Origin of the sequence: Kosakonia sp., assembly GCF_032104925.1 — a bacterium.
Taxonomy (GTDB): Bacteria; Pseudomonadota; Gammaproteobacteria; order Enterobacterales; family Enterobacteriaceae; genus Kosakonia.
In genome coordinates this window covers 1-15,953 of sequence record NZ_DAMCGF010000017.1, presented here as the reverse complement: position 1 = coordinate 15,953, position 15,953 = coordinate 1, and the positions used below count along the sequence as shown (strand labels likewise).

12 protein-coding genes, 1 tRNA gene and 2 pseudogenes are annotated in these 15,953 nt (G+C 53.9%); 10 read left to right on the top strand and 5 right to left on the bottom strand.

Features of this window, described 5'->3' with window-relative positions:
* Positions 1-110: 110 nt before the first annotated feature.
* A complete protein-coding gene (gene fadE, locus RT644_RS22225; RefSeq protein ID WP_313628140.1) occupies positions 111-2,558 on the bottom strand; it encodes an acyl-CoA dehydrogenase FadE in 2,448 nt (815 codons plus the stop codon).
* Between the two features lie 236 nt (positions 2,559-2,794).
* Between fadE and lpcA the strand changes: the two genes are divergently transcribed.
* Complete coding sequence (gene lpcA / locus RT644_RS22220) at positions 2,795-3,376, top strand: D-sedoheptulose 7-phosphate isomerase (RefSeq protein WP_017458774.1); 582 nt, start codon at positions 2,795-2,797, stop codon at positions 3,374-3,376.
* 136 nt (positions 3,377-3,512) lie between these two features.
* Positions 3,513-4,280, top strand: coding sequence for a class II glutamine amidotransferase (locus RT644_RS22215; RefSeq protein WP_045513248.1), 768 nt, complete (start codon positions 3,513-3,515; stop codon positions 4,278-4,280).
* On the opposite strand, the gene dpaA is transcribed toward RT644_RS22215, so the two are convergent.
* Positions 4,251-4,988, bottom strand: coding sequence for a peptidoglycan meso-diaminopimelic acid protein amidase (gene dpaA, locus RT644_RS22210; protein ID WP_020456686.1), 738 nt, complete (start codon positions 4,986-4,988; stop codon positions 4,251-4,253). The genes RT644_RS22215 and dpaA overlap by 30 nt on opposite strands.
* A gap of 349 nt (positions 4,989-5,337) precedes the next feature.
* On the opposite strand from dpaA, the gene dinB reads away from it, so the two are divergent.
* Both dinB and prfH read left to right on the top strand, forming a co-directional pair.
* Positions 5,338-6,393 (top strand): DNA polymerase IV, encoded by a 1,056-nt coding sequence (gene dinB / locus RT644_RS22205; RefSeq protein ID WP_020456687.1) that lies wholly within the window; start codon positions 5,338-5,340, stop codon positions 6,391-6,393.
* 195 nt (positions 6,394-6,588) lie between these two features.
* Positions 6,589-6,752 (top strand): annotated as a pseudogene (gene prfH / locus RT644_RS22200) (peptide chain release factor H); the annotation flags it as partial.
* Positions 6,753-6,794: 42 nt separating this feature from the next.
* Here the strand turns inward: prfH and pepD are convergent.
* Complete coding sequence (pepD, locus tag RT644_RS22195; protein WP_313628138.1) at positions 6,795-8,252, bottom strand: cytosol nonspecific dipeptidase; 1,458 nt, start codon at positions 8,250-8,252, stop codon at positions 6,795-6,797.
* Positions 8,253-8,513: 261 nt separating this feature from the next.
* On the opposite strand from pepD, the gene gpt reads away from it, so the two are divergent.
* From gpt to crl, 3 genes are all read left to right on the top strand, one after another.
* Entirely contained in the window at positions 8,514-8,972 is a 459-nt protein-coding gene (gene gpt, locus RT644_RS22190; RefSeq protein WP_003863205.1) for a xanthine phosphoribosyltransferase, read from the top strand.
* 108 nt (positions 8,973-9,080) lie between these two features.
* A complete protein-coding gene (gene frsA / locus RT644_RS22185) occupies positions 9,081-10,325 on the top strand; it encodes an esterase FrsA (protein ID WP_097406349.1) in 1,245 nt (414 codons plus the stop codon).
* Between the two features lie 57 nt (positions 10,326-10,382).
* Positions 10,383-10,781, top strand: coding sequence for a sigma factor-binding protein Crl (crl, locus tag RT644_RS22180; protein ID WP_045509415.1), 399 nt, complete (start codon positions 10,383-10,385; stop codon positions 10,779-10,781).
* A 143-nt stretch (positions 10,782-10,924) separates the two neighbouring features.
* On the opposite strand, the gene phoE is transcribed toward crl, so the two are convergent.
* The gene (phoE, locus tag RT644_RS22175; protein WP_097406348.1) at positions 10,925-12,025 is read right to left on the bottom strand and encodes a phosphoporin PhoE; all 1,101 of its coding nucleotides are present in this window, start codon (positions 12,023-12,025) and stop codon (positions 10,925-10,927) included.
* Between the two features lie 297 nt (positions 12,026-12,322).
* Here phoE and proB point away from each other — a divergent pair, with 297 nt between their 5' ends.
* From proB to RT644_RS22160, 3 genes are all read left to right on the top strand, one after another.
* A complete protein-coding gene (gene proB / locus RT644_RS22170; RefSeq protein ID WP_020456691.1) occupies positions 12,323-13,426 on the top strand; it encodes a glutamate 5-kinase in 1,104 nt (367 codons plus the stop codon).
* Positions 13,427-13,437: 11 nt separating this feature from the next.
* Positions 13,438-14,691, top strand: a complete 1,254-nt coding sequence (gene proA / locus RT644_RS22165) for a glutamate-5-semialdehyde dehydrogenase (RefSeq protein WP_097406347.1) — start codon at positions 13,438-13,440, stop codon at positions 14,689-14,691.
* A gap of 111 nt (positions 14,692-14,802) precedes the next feature.
* Positions 14,803-14,878, top strand: a tRNA-Thr gene (locus RT644_RS22160).
* A gap of 14 nt (positions 14,879-14,892) precedes the next feature.
* On the opposite strand, the pseudogene RT644_RS22155 reads toward RT644_RS22160, so the two are convergent.
* Positions 14,893-15,843, bottom strand: a pseudogene (locus RT644_RS22155) (site-specific integrase); the annotation flags it as partial.
* Positions 15,844-15,953: the final 110 nt, after the last annotated feature.

Sequence of the window (15,953 nt, the reverse complement as noted above, 5' to 3'; positions counted from 1 at the left end):
TAGCAACTCCCCTTAAGACAGCATCTGCACACTGTAGCATGAGGATAAATAAAAAAACCCGCATGATGCGGGTTTCGATAAGAGGAGAGGGTTTTCAGCGGCTTGCTGCGTCAGGCAGCTTCCGGTTTACGCACTTTCTCCGGCGTTTTTACCACCGGCTGAGTCGCCAGTGCCTCCGGTTCAAAGTCGTCAACGTTGATACTGCGCAGGCGGCTGACCTCGGCTTTGTTCAACAGCGCGGCCTCTTCCTGATTAATCAGCCCGCTTGCCAGCGCCTGCTGAGCCAGCACGTCCAGACGGGTGAACGGCAGGTTTTTGCCTAACTCTTTGCAGATGCGCTGATGAATCGGATCCGCTGCCATCACATCAACCAGCGCCTCTTCCAGCAAGCCGACCGGGTTATGCTCGCTCGGCGTCAGGTACTGGCCGCGACCAATACGTGAACGCGTTGCGCTCGGGGTTTGCAGGATCTTCGCTATTTTGTGATCCAGTTTGTCGGACGGCGCGCGGTAGTGACGACCGGTCGGGAAAATCACCAGGCTCAGGGCGCCAGCCACAAAGCGGTTCGGGAAGTTCTCCAGTAAATCATGCATTGCCTGTTCCGCCTGGTAGAGCGCATCCTGCACGCCCCAGTGTACCAGCGGCAGATCCGCTTCCTGACGGCCTTCGTCGTCATAGCGTTTCAGCACCGCCGAGGCGAGATAGAGCTGGCTTAACACATCGCCGAGACGTGCCGAGATGCGTTCGCGGCGTTTCAGGCTGCCGCCAAGCACCGCCATAGACACATCCGAGAGCAGCGCGAGGTTGGCACTCACACGGTTCAGATGCTGGTAGTAACGTTTGGTGGCGTCACGGGTTGGCGTGGCGCTGGTTAAACCGCGTGTCAGGCCGAGCCAGAAACTGCGCATCATATTGCTGCCGACATGACCGATATGTTTGAACAGCAGTTTATCGAAGGCGTCCACGTCGTTATTCTGCGTGGCGGCCATCTCTTCCAGCACATACGGATGGCAGCGGATAGCGCCCTGGCCGAAGATCATCATGGTACGGGTGAGGATATTCGCGCCTTCAACGGTAATGGCGATCGGCGCACCCTGGTAGCTCCGCGCCAGGAAGTTGCCCTCGCCGAGCATGATGCCTTTACCGCCGGCAATATCCATCGCATCAATGATTGACTGCTGACCACGGTGGGTACAGTGATACTTAACGATTGCCGAAAGCACCGCCGGTTTTTCACCGAGCATAATGCCGTAGGTCACCAGCGATGCGGCTGCATCCATGGCGTAGGCGTTACCGCCAATGCGCGCCAGCGGCTCTTCGATGCCTTCCATTTTACCAATCGACACTTTGAACTGGCGGCGGATATGAGCGTACGCGCCAATCCCCATCGCGACGGATTTAACGCCGCCAGTGGAGTTGGACGGCAGCGTAATACCGCGACCTACCGACAGACATTCCACCAGCATACGCCAGCCCTGACCGGCCATCTTCGGCCCGCCAATAATGTAATCAATCGGCACAAAAATATCGTCGCCGCGGGTCGGGCCATTCTGGAACGGCACGTTCAGCGGGAAGTGACGGCGGCCAATTTCCACGCCCGGCGTAGAGGTGGGGATCAGCGCACAGGTAATGCCTAATTCTTCCTCGCCACCCAGCAGTTTATCCGGGTCAGAGAGTTTGAACGCCAGCCCCAGAACCGTAGCGATTGGCGCGAGCGTAATGTAGCGTTTGTTCCAGGTCAGGCGCATACCGAGCACCTGTTCGCCCTGCCAGTCACCCATGCAAACGATGCCGGTATCCGGAATGGCGCCCGCATCGGAGCCAGCTTCTGGGCTGGTCAGTGCGAAGCAGGGGATTTCTACACCGCGCGCCAGGCGCGGCAAATAGTGATCTTTTTGCTCCTGGGTGCCGTAGTGTTGCAGCAATTCACCCGGGCCTAAGGAGTTCGGTACGCCGACGGTGATCGCCAGAATACCGGAGACTCCCGCGAGTTTTTGCAGCACACGGGACTGGGCATAAGCAGAGAATTCCAGCCCGCCGTACTCTTTTTTGATGATCATCGCAAAGAAGCGGTGCTCTTTTAAGAACGCCCACAGTTCCGGCGGCAGATCGGCCATTTCGTGGGTGATCTCGAAGTCATTCGCCATGCGACAGGCTTCTTCCACCGGGCCGTCGATAAACGCCTGCTCTTCGGCGGTCAGGCGCGGCTGCGGGTAGTTATGCAGTTTTTTCCAGTCCGGGTTACCGCGAAACAGATCGCCTTCCCACCAGGTTGTCCCGGCGTCGATGGCCTCTTTTTCGGTACGCGACATTGGCGGCATCACTTTACGGAAACCACGGAATGCCGGTGCGGAAATCAACGCTTTACGCATCGGCGGCAGGTTAAACGGCACCAGAATAATCGCGAGCGGCAGCAGCACCCAGATAGACCACAGGCCCGCAACGCCGAGCGCGGCGGTCCACGCCAGCAGGATCACGCTGCTGAGCAGCAGGTTAACGCGGTGGTAAAACAGCGCGCCGAGCAGAACAACCGTTGCGATAATGCTCAAAATCATCATAAAGAAAAGCTCCCTTGCTTGTAGGAGGTCTGACCACTTGTGATGTATTGGTTGTAGTGGATGTGATTTCTTTTAGCAATGTGTTTACAAAATAATTACAACCTGGTTCACATTGTTGAGGGCTTTTTGCGCACGGAAAATGAAAACGACGGGGCGCTACGGCTTTAACTTCTCGCCTGGAATAGTATCCGGTACACTGCGCAGTGTTATTTACATTTATGCTGAAGGATATCCTCATGTACCAGGATCTTATTCGTAACGAACTGAACGAAGCGGCCGAAACGCTGGCGAACTTCTTGAAAGATGATGCCAATATTCACGCTATTCAGCGCGCGGCGGTATTGCTGGCCGACAGCTTTAAAGCTGGCGGCAAAGTGTTGTCCTGTGGTAACGGCGGCTCGCATTGTGATGCGATGCATTTCGCAGAAGAGTTAACCGGGCGCTACCGTGAAAACCGTCCGGGTTACCCGGCGATTGCCATCTCTGACGTGAGCCATCTCTCCTGCGTCAGCAACGACTTCGGTTACGACTATGTTTTCTCCCGTTATGTGGAAGCCGTTGGCCGCGAAGGCGACGTGCTGCTGGGGATCTCCACTTCCGGTAACTCCGGCAACGTGATCAAAGCGGTTGCGGCGGCGCGTGAGAAGGGAATGAAAGTGATCACCCTGACCGGTAAAGACGGCGGCAAAATGGCGGGCAGCGCAGATGTTGAAATTCGCGTGCCGCATTTTGGTTATGCTGACCGTATTCAGGAAATTCACATTAAAGTGATCCATATCCTGATTCAGTTGATTGAAAAAGAGATGGTTAAGGCTTAAGGAAGGCGATTTTGCCTTTTTGACTCCGGCAGTGCCCGAGATCCTGTCTGCGTGCAGTGAATCGGCGCACTGTCCGTATGCCAACTGGCTGCACCAATTACGCCTTCTCTGATAAGGGCGCTGTGTGGGGGTGTGTATGTGCGAACTGCTCGGTATGAGCGCAAATGTGCCAACCGATATCTGCTTTAGTTTTACCGGTCTCGTCCAGCGTGGCGGCGGAACCGGGCCGCATAAAGATGGCTGGGGCATTACCTTTTACGAAGGCAAGGGCTGTCGCACGTTCAAAGATCCGCAACCGAGTTTTAATTCCCCTATTGCGAAATTAGTACAGGACTATCCGATCAAATCCCGTTCGGTGATTGCCCATATTCGCCAGGCGAATCGTGGCGAAGTGGCGCTGGAAAATACCCATCCGTTTACCCGCGAACTTTGGGGGCGCAACTGGACATATGCGCACAACGGGCAGCTCACAGGTTATAAATCGCTGGAGACCGGTAATTTCCGCCCAATTGGCGAAACCGACAGCGAGAAAGCCTTTTGCTGGCTATTGCACAAGCTGACCGAACGCTACCCGCGCACACCGGGCAATATGGCGGCGGTGTTTAAATATATTGCGGCACTGGCAACGGAACTGCGCGAGAAGGGCGTTTTTAATATGCTGCTGTCAGACGGGCGTTATGTAATGGCGTTTTGTTCGACCAACCTGTTCTGGATCACCCGTCGTGCGCCGTTTGGCGTAGCGAAGCTGCTGGATCAGGATGTGGAAATTGATTTTCAGCGGGAAACCACACCAAACGATGTGGTTACCGTGATTGCTACCCAGCCGTTAACCGGTAATGAAACCTGGCAAAAGATTATGCCAGGCGAATGGGCATTATTTTGCCTGGGGGAGCGTGTAGTTTGACGCCAGCTGCGGCTGAACAGCGGTGTTCAGCGGCTTACTAACCACATAGCGACCATCCACGACCGAGACAACCGGCGGCTGGTGGGTGGTGGCGAAGTAGTCATAACCCGGCTTCAATTGCTTCCAGAAATCCGCATACGTTGAATACTTATGGCGCTGCATATTGGCGTCGGTCATGCGGAACGGATAGATACTCACCTGCACGTTCGGCTGTCCGAAAACCAGCGCGGCGGTAACAAACTGGAAGATCTCATCAATACCGGAATCCGTCATTGCGTAGCAACCAATCGACACGCAAGCGCCGTGGATCATCAGGTATTTGCCTTCATAGCCGTGGGCGCGATCGTAGTTATTCGGAAACCCAATATTAATGGCTTTATAGAAGCGGCTATCCGGCTTCAACTGGCTGCGCTGCACGGAGTAGAAACCCTCCGGGCTTTTAAAATCACCCTGGCGCTGCTTGGGGCCTAACCCGCCGGAGTAATTACAAATCTTGTAGCTGTCGAGCAACTGATATTGCTCGCCCATCTTGACGTAAAGATCAAGGGTGCGCTCTTCTTTGAAGATCTGGATATAAACCGGCGACCCCATCAACTGCTGCTTATATTCTTTGCTGACCGGCGTTACTGAACCGTTGCTGCTCACCAGGCCAGCAAAAGAGACGCACGGAAGCAGAAGCATCGCAATAAATAATGCGATTTTGCGCATACTACTTGTTTCCTTGATAAAGCTAATACCACATTGCCAGGACGGCAAAAGAAGCCCAAAATTCAGACTATTCTGTTTTGGAGCGCCCACATTAGCATTACGGCATTTTTTCGCAAGCCCCAATCTACGTCGTCTTTCACGCTGCCTCTTTATTGGCTTCGCTTTTGTCTCGCGCGAATAAGATTGAGGATTATGTATCAAACGCTTGGCCGAAAGCTGGCGACTATTATGCGAGTAAAAAGCCTGAATTACCGCTTATATTCCTCTCTTTTCGTCGGATTTACGTACTGGCTTCTCAATTGCTGTAAGTGTGCTGTATACTTATCCAGTGTTCTGTGAGGGCGTACGCATGCGCAAAATCATACATGTTGATATGGACTGCTTTTTCGCGGCGGTTGAGATGCGCGATAACCCGGCCCTGCGCGATATTCCCATCGCTATCGGCGGCAGCCGGGTACAACGCGGCGTGATCAGCACGGCGAACTATCCGGCACGCAAATTTGGCGTACGCAGCGCGATGCCAACAGCGATGGCGCTTAAACTCTGCCCGCACCTCACGCTATTGCCCGGCCGTTTTGACGCTTATAAAGAAGCGTCTAACCAGATCCGCGATATCTTCTCTCGTTACACCTCGCGTATTGAACCGCTCTCGCTGGATGAAGCCTATCTTGATGTTACCGATAGCCCGCACTGCCACGGTTCGGCGACCCTAATGGCGCAGGAGATTCGCCAGACCATTTTTAATGAAACCCAACTGACTGCGTCGGCGGGCGTTGCACCGGTGAAGTTTCTCGCCAAAATTGCCTCCGATCTCAACAAACCCAACGGGCAATATGTGATTACTCCCGCTGATGTCCCGGCGTTTCTGCGCACGCTACCGCTCGGCAAAATCCCCGGTGTGGGGAAGGTATCAGCGGCAAAACTGGAAACGCTGGGGCTGCGCACCTGTGAAGATGTGCAAAAGAGCGACCTGGCCATGCTGCTTAAACGCTTTGGTAAATTCGGCCGTATTTTATGGGAGCGCAGTCAGGGCATTGACGAGCGGGAAATTAACAGCGAACGGTTGCGTAAATCGGTGGGCGTGGAGCGGACGCTGGCGGAAGATATTCACAGCTGGGAAGAGTGCGAAGCGATTATCGAACATCTCTACCCTGAGCTTGAGCGGCGGTTGGCAAAAGTAAAACCGGATCTGTTAATTGCTCGCCAGGGGGTAAAACTGAAATTTAATGATTTCCAGCTTACGACTCAGGAGCATGTCTGGCCGCGGTTAAATAAAGAGGATTTACTGGCGACGGCGCAAAAAACCTGGAACGACCGCCGCAGCGGGCGCGGTGTCCGGCTGGTTGGGTTGCATGTCACGCTGCTTGATCCTCAACTGGAACGGCAACTGGTGTTAGGGCTATAAAATTACGCTACGGATCTATTACACGCTTCTTTATCCCCGACGTTTATTTCACATTACTGCACAAGAATTTCACCGTGCCCTGATGTCTCTTTGTCGTTCCTGTAACCCCGGTTTCGTCTGCCGGTCCCTTTTATTTGTTCATATATAAAAGGAGATACGGGCAATTCTCTTTGCCATCTCGTTTCGGAAAATATTTCTACTAAACGGCTGGCAACCTTGCTGATTGCTCATCGTCTGCAACAAATAAAGGATGCTGAACGCGTGACGCTGAAATTGGAACGTCGATTGTTTCACCCGCAGATTGAACGGGGAGAAACCCGCTGCGCGCGTTTAAAGGGATGGCATTTAAGGCAGTGTAGAGTCGGGGATAATGTCCGCGCCGGGCGGCGCGGACAACAGGCTTATTTCGCCGGAATCGCTTTCAGCAATTCGGTCAGCAGGGTCCAGTAATGGCCCACGCTTTCGATATGCACTTGCTCATCCGGTGAGTGCGGGCCGGTGATGGTTGGCCCAATCGATACCATATCCATATCCGGGTACGGTTTTTTGAACAGACCGCACTCCAGACCCGCGTGGATCACCTGAATGTTCGGCGTTTTGTTGAACAGACGCTGATAAGTTTCACGCACCAGCGCCATCACCGGTGAACGCGCGTCCGGCTGCCAGCCAGGGTAGCCGCCTTTCGGTGCGGTTTTCGCTCCCGCCAGCGCACCCAGTGACTCCAGCATGCTCACCACATAATCTTTCCCGCTATCTACCAGCGAGCGGATCAGGCAGATGATCTCGGCGTTGTCGTCTTGCAGCGTTACCACGCCCACGTTCAGCGAGGTTTCTACCACGCCTTTGGCGACGTCAGAGTTGCGAATAACCCCGTTCGGCGTCGCGTTCAGCAGGCGCACAAACGTATCGCGCGAGGCGGTGGTCAGCGCCGCTTTATCGCTGCTTGCGCTGTCCAGCAGTACCACCAGATTCTTCTCTTTGGCTTCCAGCTCGTTTTTCAGGATTGCCTGATATTCGCTGGCCAGCGTTTTCAGCTGCGCGGCTTTATCTGCCGGAATGGCGAAAACAGCAATCGCTTCGCGCGGAATCGCGTTACGCAACGTACCGCCAGTGAAATCCAGCAGACGCAGATCCAGCTCCGCCGCGTGACCGGCCAGGAAGCGCGCCAGCAGTTTGTTGGCGTTACCTAAACCGACATGAATTTCGGCACCAGAGTGGCCGCCTTTCAGCCCTTTCAGCGTCAGCTTGAAGGTTTCATACCCGGCCGGTACGGCTTCGCGGGTGAGTGGCAGGGTGGTGATAAAATCGATACCACCTGCGCACCCCATGTAGATTTCACCCTCTTCTTCAGAGTCGGTGTTAATCAGAATGTCCGCCTGCAGCCAGTTCGCTTGCAGACCAAACGCGCCATCCATGCCTGCTTCTTCGGTCATGGTCAGCAGCACTTCCAGCGGACCGTGTTCAACGCTGTCATCTGCCAGCACCGCCAGCGCGGAAGCCATGCCGATGCCGTTATCCGCGCCGAGCGTGGTGCCGCGCGCTTTAACCCATTCACCGTCTACATACGGGCGAATCGGATCGGTGGTGAAATCGTGTACTGTGTCGTTATTTTTCTGCGGCACCATATCAAGGTGTGCTTGCAGAACTACCGGCTTGCGGTTTTCCATGCCAGCGGTGGCTGGTTTACGGATCAGAATGTTGCCAACCTGGTCGCGTTCCGCATGCAACCCCTTTTCTTTCGCCCAGTCCATAATGTGACCGGCGAGTTGTTCTTCATGGTAAGACGGGTGCGGAATAGAACAAATTTTGGCAAAAATATCCCACAGCGGCTGTGGCGATAGGTGAGACAGTTCAGACACGATGAGTCTCCTTACGAAGAGCCTGCGCAACATACCTTGCAGGTCACAGGGTTAAATAAACGAACATCGCAAGCCGTCAGCTTGCGAGATGGCGTTGAGAATAACACTTTATTGCCGCGCTGCGAGCACCAGTGCGCGGAAAAAGCGCCGGTAATGCCGGGTAATACTGGTTTTTAGCGCTTCAGATCTCTATAATCTCGCGCAACCTATTTCCCCCTCGAATAATTTTTAAGCCGTAAAACACAGGCTGGGACACTTCACATGAGCGAAAAATACGTCGTCACCTGGGACATGTTGCAGATTCACGCACGCAAACTGGCCGCCCGATTGATGCCTTCAGAACAATGGAAAGGCATTATTGCCGTCAGCCGTGGCGGTCTGGTGCCAGGCGCATTGCTGGCGCGTGAGCTGGGCATTCGTCATGTTGATACCGTATGTATCTCCAGCTACGACCACGACAACCAGCGCGAGCTGAAAGTCCTGAAACGCGCAGAAGGTGACGGCGAAGGTTTTATCGTGATCGACGATCTGGTGGACACCGGTGGTACCGCTGTCGCCATTCGTGAAATGTATCCCAAAGCGCATTTCGTCACTATTTTCGCCAAACCGGCAGGTCGCCCGCTGGTTGACGATTACGTGATCGATATCCCGCAGGACACCTGGATTGAACAGCCGTGGGATATGGGCGTGGTGTTTGTGCCGCCAATCAGCGGCCGTTAATTCTGCTTTGAAACATTTGCTCACGCCCGGTTTTGCCGGGCGTTGTTCTTTTTAGTGCGCAACAGGTTACAATAACCGCCGGTGATAGATACATGGAGCCTGCGCGCAATGTCACAGCCCAATCTTAGCGAAACGTTATTCAAACCCCGCTTCAAGCACCCTGAAACTTCCACGCTGGTACGCCGGTTTAATCGTGGCGCGCAATCGCCGATCCTGTCGACCCTTGATGGCAAAAATGTGCCGCACTGGTATCGCATGCTCAACCGGCTGATGTGGGTTTGGCGCGGCGTGGATCCGCGAGAGATCCTCGAAGTACAGGCGCGCATTGTGATGAGCCAGGCTGAACGCACTGACCCGGAATTGTATGACACGGTGGTGGGTTACCGTAACGGCAACTGGATCTATGAATGGTCCGTGCAGGCTATGTCGTGGCAGCAAAAAGCGATGCAGGAACCCGCGCCAGAAATCAGTGGCAAACACTGGCTGCATGCGTCCAGTTTGTTCAGCATTGCCGCTTATCCTCATATTAAAGGTGATTCGCTCGCTGAGCAGGCGCAAGCGCTGGCGAACCGCGCGTATGAAGAGGCGGTGCAGCGTCTGCCGGGCGAGATCAAAGAGCTGCAGTTCGCCATTCCCGGCGGTACGCCGGTCACCGGATTTTTGCATATGCCGCCTGGCAATGGCCCGTTTCCGACGGTATTAATGTGCGGCGGGCTGGATAGCCTGCAAAGCGACTATTACACCCTGTTTGAACGCTATTTCGCGCCGCAAGGCATCGCGATGCTGACGCTGGATATGCCGTCGGTTGGCTTCTCTTCGAAGTGGAAACTGACACAGGATTCCAGCCTGCTACACCAGCATGCGCTGCAGGCGCTGCCGAACATTCCCTGGATCGATCACACGCGGGTGGCGGCGTTTGGCTTTCGCTTTGGCGCGAATGTGGCGGTGCGCCTGGCATACCTTGAATCTTCGCGCCTGAAAGCGGTGGCTTGCCTTGGGCCGGTGGTGCATGCACTGTTAAGCGATCCGCAGCGCCAGGGACGCGTGCCGGAGATGTATCTGGATGTGCTCGCCAGCCGTCTGGGGATGCATGACGCTTCCGACGAGGCGCTGCGCGTGGAGCTGAATCGCTATTCGCTGAAAATCCAGGGTTTGCTCGGCAGACGTTGCCCCACGCCGATGCTTTCCGGTTACTGGCAAAACGATCCCTTCAGCCCGGAGGAGGAGTCGCGTTTAATCACCTCGTCATCTGGCAACGGCAAACTGCTGGAAATCCCGTTTAACCCGGTTTATCGAAATTTTGATAAGGCGTTGCAACAAATAACCGGATGGATCAACCATCATTTTCGTTAATAGATTGATAAATTCTATCGGTTTGGTAAAACAGTTGCTTCACAAAAGGAGATCGCAATGACGTTACCGAGTGGACATCCGAGAAGCAGGTTGATTAAAAAGTTTACTGCGCTGGGGCCTTATATCCGCGAAGAGCAATGCGAAGAGAACCGTTTTTTCTTTGATTGCCTGGCAGTTTGCGTGAATGTTAAACCCGCGCCGGAAAAACGAGAGTTCTGGGGCTGGTGGATGGAAATGGAAGCGCAGGAGACACGTTTTACCTACCGTTATCAGTTCGGCCTTTTTGATAAAGAAGGGCAATGGAAACCTACGGCGATAAAAGATCAGGAAGTGACCGATCGTTTAGAGCACACGCTGCGCGATTTTCACGAACGTGCTAAAACCTTGCTGGCTTCACTTGAGCTGAAGCTGGAACCTGCCGAAGACTTCAAAGAACAGTTGAAGCTCACCGCGTAACTCCCCGCATAAAAAAAAAAGCCCGATAGCTCGCGCTTATCGGGCCTGGCCGCAGTTTTCCGGCCTTCCACCTGAATCAGGTTAAATAAATGCCCTCTTGCGAGGGCATTCGATATAACGAGGGGTATTACCGGTGCTACAACTTAGAACTGGTAAGTCACGCCAACCGCAACAACGTCGTCGTTCGCCAGACCCAGTTTGTTGTCGTCTTTCAACTGGTTGATTTTGTAGTCAACCATCGCAGAGAAGTTTTTGTTGAAGTAGTAAGTTGCTCCAACGTCGATGTAGTTAACCAGATCTTCGTCGCCAACACCTTTTTCCAGATCCTTGCCTTTAGTCAGGACATAACCCAGAGACGGACGCAGACCGAAGTCGAACTGGTACTGGACAACCGCTTCGAAGTTCTCGGTTTTGTTAGCAAAACCCGAACCCAGCCCGGTGCTCGCTGCGGCAGATACTGGTGTCATGTTGTAAGCGACGCCGTACATGGTGGCGATATACAGGTTGTTCGCATCGTATTTCGCGCCGGTTGCCCAGGCTTCGGCTTTCTCGCCGCGACCAAACGCTGCGGTGTTCTGTGCGTTGGTACGATCAGAGTTCGCATACGCGCCAATCAGGCTGAATGCGCTGCCGCCGAAGTTATAGGAGAGAGAAGTACCCCAGCCGTCGCCGTTTTGTTTGCTGACAGCGCGGTTGCTTTCGTTTTTACCCTGGTACTGCAGGGTCATATTCAGACCGTCGATCATGCCGAAGAAGTCGGTGTTGCGGTAAGTTGCAACACCAGAGGTACGCTTGGTCATGAAGTTATCGGTACGAGTCAGGCCGTCGCCACCGAATTCCGGGAACATATCCGTTACGGAAGCCACGTCGTACAGCACGCCCAGGTTACGACCGTAGTCGATAGAACCAAAATCTTTGATTTTCAAACCAGCAAACGCCAGACGGGTTTTCTGGCTGGTCGCTGAGTTGTTGTTGTTGGTTTCGTCGTTGTTACCAGCAAATTCAGCTTCCCAACGGCCGAAACCGGTCAGCTGATCGTTAATCTGTGTTTCGCCTTTGAAGCCGAAACGCACGTAAGTTTTGTCACCGTCGTTGGTGGTATCGTCACTGAAGTAGTGCATGGCTTTTACTTTGCCGTACACGTCCAGTTTGTTGCCGTTCTTGTTATAAACTTCGGCTGCGTGAACAGAAGAAGCAGAAGCGACAACGCTCATCACCATTAATGCCAGAGTGCTCTTTTTCATTTTGATTCCTGATTTGACTAACGCGCTAATATTCGCTGGGCATACGCCCCGTGAAAAACAGGAAGGGTTTTAACGCTGCGAAATTAAAGATTTATGACAAATTAAGAATATTTTTAAAAAGTTATGTTTTTTTGTATTTGCCATAAAAGTGTCAAATCCTGCCGCTACGCTTGCTGATCCCGCGCAACAAAAAAGTGGGCTGACAGCTCTGGCAGTTGGCAATCGCTCTCACTCCTGTTACAACGTCTGACGACGATTTACTTTCCTTATATTTCCTTAAAAAAACGGCAGAGAATCATGAGTGACAGCCAGACGCTGGTGGTAAAACTCGGTACCAGTGTTTTAACGGGCGGATCCCGTCGCCTGAACCGCGCCCATATTGTTGAACTGGTGCGCCAGTGCGCACAGCAACACGCCGCCGGGCATAGAATTGTAATTGTGACGTCTGGCGCGATTGCCGCCGGACGCGAGCATCTGGGCTACCCGGAACTCCCCGCGACTATCGCGTCGAAACAGCTGCTGGCGGCGGTAGGGCAGAGCCGTTTGATTCAACTGTGGGAACAACTGTTTTCCATTTACGGGATTCATATTGGGCAGATGCTGCTGACGCGCGCCGATATGGAAGATCGGGAGCGTTTCCTCAATGCGCGCGACACGCTGCGTGCGCTGCTCGACAACAATATCGTGCCGGTGATTAACGAAAACGACGCCGTAGCCACCACGGAAATCAAAGTCGGCGATAATGATAACCTCTCCGCGCTCGCCGCTATCCTTGCCGGTGCCGACAAACTGCTACTGCTGACCGATCAGCAAGGCCTGTTTACCGCCGATCCGCGTAGCAACCCGGACGCGGAACTGATTAAAGACGTTTACGGCATCGACGATGCGCTGCGCGCGATTGCCGGGGACAGCGTTTCCGGCCTCGGTACGGGCGGGATGGGCACCAAGCTGCAAGCGGCTGACGTTGCCTGCCGCGCGGGGATCGACACCATTATCGCTGCGGGCAGCAAGCCAGGCGTGATTGGCGATGTTGTGGAAGGGATTTCCGTCGGCACGCGCTTTCACGCCCAGGAGTCGCCGCTGGAAAACCGTAAACGCTGGATCTTTGGCGCACCGCCTGCCGGTGAAATTACCGTTGATGAAGGCGCAACGGCGGCCATTCTGGAACGCGGCAGCTCCTTGTTGCCCAAAGGCATTAAAAGCGTGACAGGCAACTTTTCCCGTGGTGAAGTGATCCGCATTCGTAATCTGCAAGGTCGCGATATCGCCCACGGTGTAAGCCGTTATAACAGCGATGCGCTGCGTCGCATTGCCGGGCAACATTCGCAGCAGATTGACGCCATTCTGGGCTACGAATATGGCCCTGTCGCGGTGCACCGCGACGACATGATTACCCGTTAAGGAGCAGAAGTATGCTGGAACAAATGGGCATCGCTGCCAAAGCAGCGTCATACAAGCTGGCATTGCTCTCCAGCCGCGAGAAAAACCGCGTGCTGGAAAAAATCGCTGATTATCTCGAAGCGCAGGCGCAAGAGATCCTGCTCGCGAACGAACAGGATCTGCTGGAAGCTCGCCGCAACGGGCTGAGTGACGCGATGCTTGACCGGCTGGCGCTCAACCCGGCGCGCTTAACCGCGATCGCCAATGATGTGCGCCAGGTTTGCAAACTGGCGGATCCGGTAGGCCAGGTGATTGACGGTGGTCTGTTGGACAGCGGATTGCGCATTGAGCGCCGGCGCGTGCCGCTGGGCGTGATTGGTGTGATTTATGAAGCGCGTCCTAACGTCACTGTGGATGTCGCTTCTTTGTGCCTGAAAACCGGTAATGCCGCGATCCTGCGCGGTGGTAAAGAGACCTGGCGCACCAACGCCGCCACGGTAAAAGTTATCCAGCAGGCGCTGGAAGAGTGCGGCTTACCGGCCGGCGCGGTGCAAGCTATCGAAAGCCCGGATCGCGCGTTGGTGAATGAAATGCTGCGCATGGATAAATACATCGACATGCTGATCCCGCGCGGTGGCGCTGGTTTACATAAGCTGTGCCGCGAACAGTCGACCATCCCGGTGATCACCGGAGGTATCGGCGTGTGTCATATCGTGGTTGATGACTCTGCGGAAATCGATCCGGCGTTAAAAATCATCGTTAACGCGAAAACCCAACGCCCCAGTACCTGCAACACGGTGGAAACACTGCTGGTGCATCAGGGTATCGCGCAGCGATTCCTGCCCGCGCTGAGTAAGCAGATGGCGGAAAGTGGCGTGACATTGCATGCTGATGAACAGGCGTTGGCGCTGCTGCAAAACGGCCCGGCAAAAGTGGAAGCGGTAAAAGCGGAGCAGTATGACGACGAGTTTTTATCACTGGATTTGAATGTGAAAATCGTGACGGGTCTGGATGACGCCATCGATCATATTCGCCAGCACGGTACTCAGCACTCTGATGCCATCCTCACCCGTACACTGCGCAATGCAGACCGCTTTATTAACGAGGTGGACTCCTCCGCAGTGTATGTGAATGCGTCTACGCGTTTTACCGACGGCGGACAGTTTGGCCTGGGAGCAGAAGTCGCTGTCAGCACGCAGAAGCTGCACGCGCGTGGCCCTATGGGGCTGGAAGCGTTGACAACCTATAAGTGGATTGGCTTCGGCGACGACACGATTCGTGCTTAATTGAAAAAGGGTGATGCAAAAGTAGCCGGTTGATTCCCAAGGGCATTGACGCATCACCCGCTTAGTTTTAACCTTCTACTCCGTGATTCACGCTCGTGAACACATCGCAGGGCCGATATAGCTCAGTTGGTAGAGCAGCGCATTCGTAATGCGAAGGTCGTAGGTTCGACTCCTATTATCGGCACCAACACTTTCAATAAGTTACAAATCATTCGTACCTTCCTTATTTTCACTGTAGGACAGATTTGGGACGGAAAGCCCAAAAATCGAGTCAATTTGCCGCGCATGTTCGGTCAGATGATTTGGTGCAAGGTGCGCATAACGGCGAACCATTTCGATAGACTCCCACCCCCCCATTTCCTGCAATACCGAAATCGGAACTCCAGCCTGAACTAACCAGCTTGCCCAGGTATGCCTCAGATCATGGAAACGGAAATCCTCTATCCCAGCCCGTTTAAGTGCTGCCCGCCATGCCGTGTTAGCGTCATAGCGCATATTTCTGACTACAGGTGATTTTGTTCCGTCTGGTTTCGTACTGCTTTCACGGTATATAAACACCCATTTGTGATGATTGCCAATTTGCTTTTTCAGCACACGACACGCAGTATCATTCAGCGCCACGCCAATGGCCTGATTTGATTTGCTCTGCTCAGGGTGTATCCATGCCACCTTTCGCTGCATGTCTATCTGCTGCCATTCCAGATTGATGATGTTCGAACGCCTGAGGCCAGTTGAAAGCGCAAACTCAACGACTGACTTTAGCGGCTCCGGACATTCATCAATCAACCTTCTCGCTTCGTGCGGCTCCAGCCATCTGATCCGCTTGTTCTTCGGCTGAGGCACTTTGATAATCGGAGCTTTATCAAGCATCTTCCATTCACGCTCGGCCGCCCTTAGTAAAGCCTTAATGAAAGACAGGTGTGTGGCCTTTGTCGCCACTGCTGCTGGCTTAGGCTTGTATGCCGGCGAAGGTTTCCCTTTTTTCCTGCAAGCCTCATCCATTAGCTTCCAGTTTTCCTCGTGCCGCCTGTTCGTCATTTTCTGGATGGCAGAGTAAATTCTAGCCTCCGTGATATCCTTCAGTTGCATCCCTGAAAAATGCTGAAGCCAGAATCCGATCCGGCTTTTGTCGTCATCCAGTGATTTCTTGTGTGTAGTGGTTTACTGAATTTGGCCACCTGAACAGAGGTGATATGCTCACCTCAGGACATTACAGGTGCCTCAATGAAAAAAAGAAATTTCAGCGCAGAGTTTAAACGCGA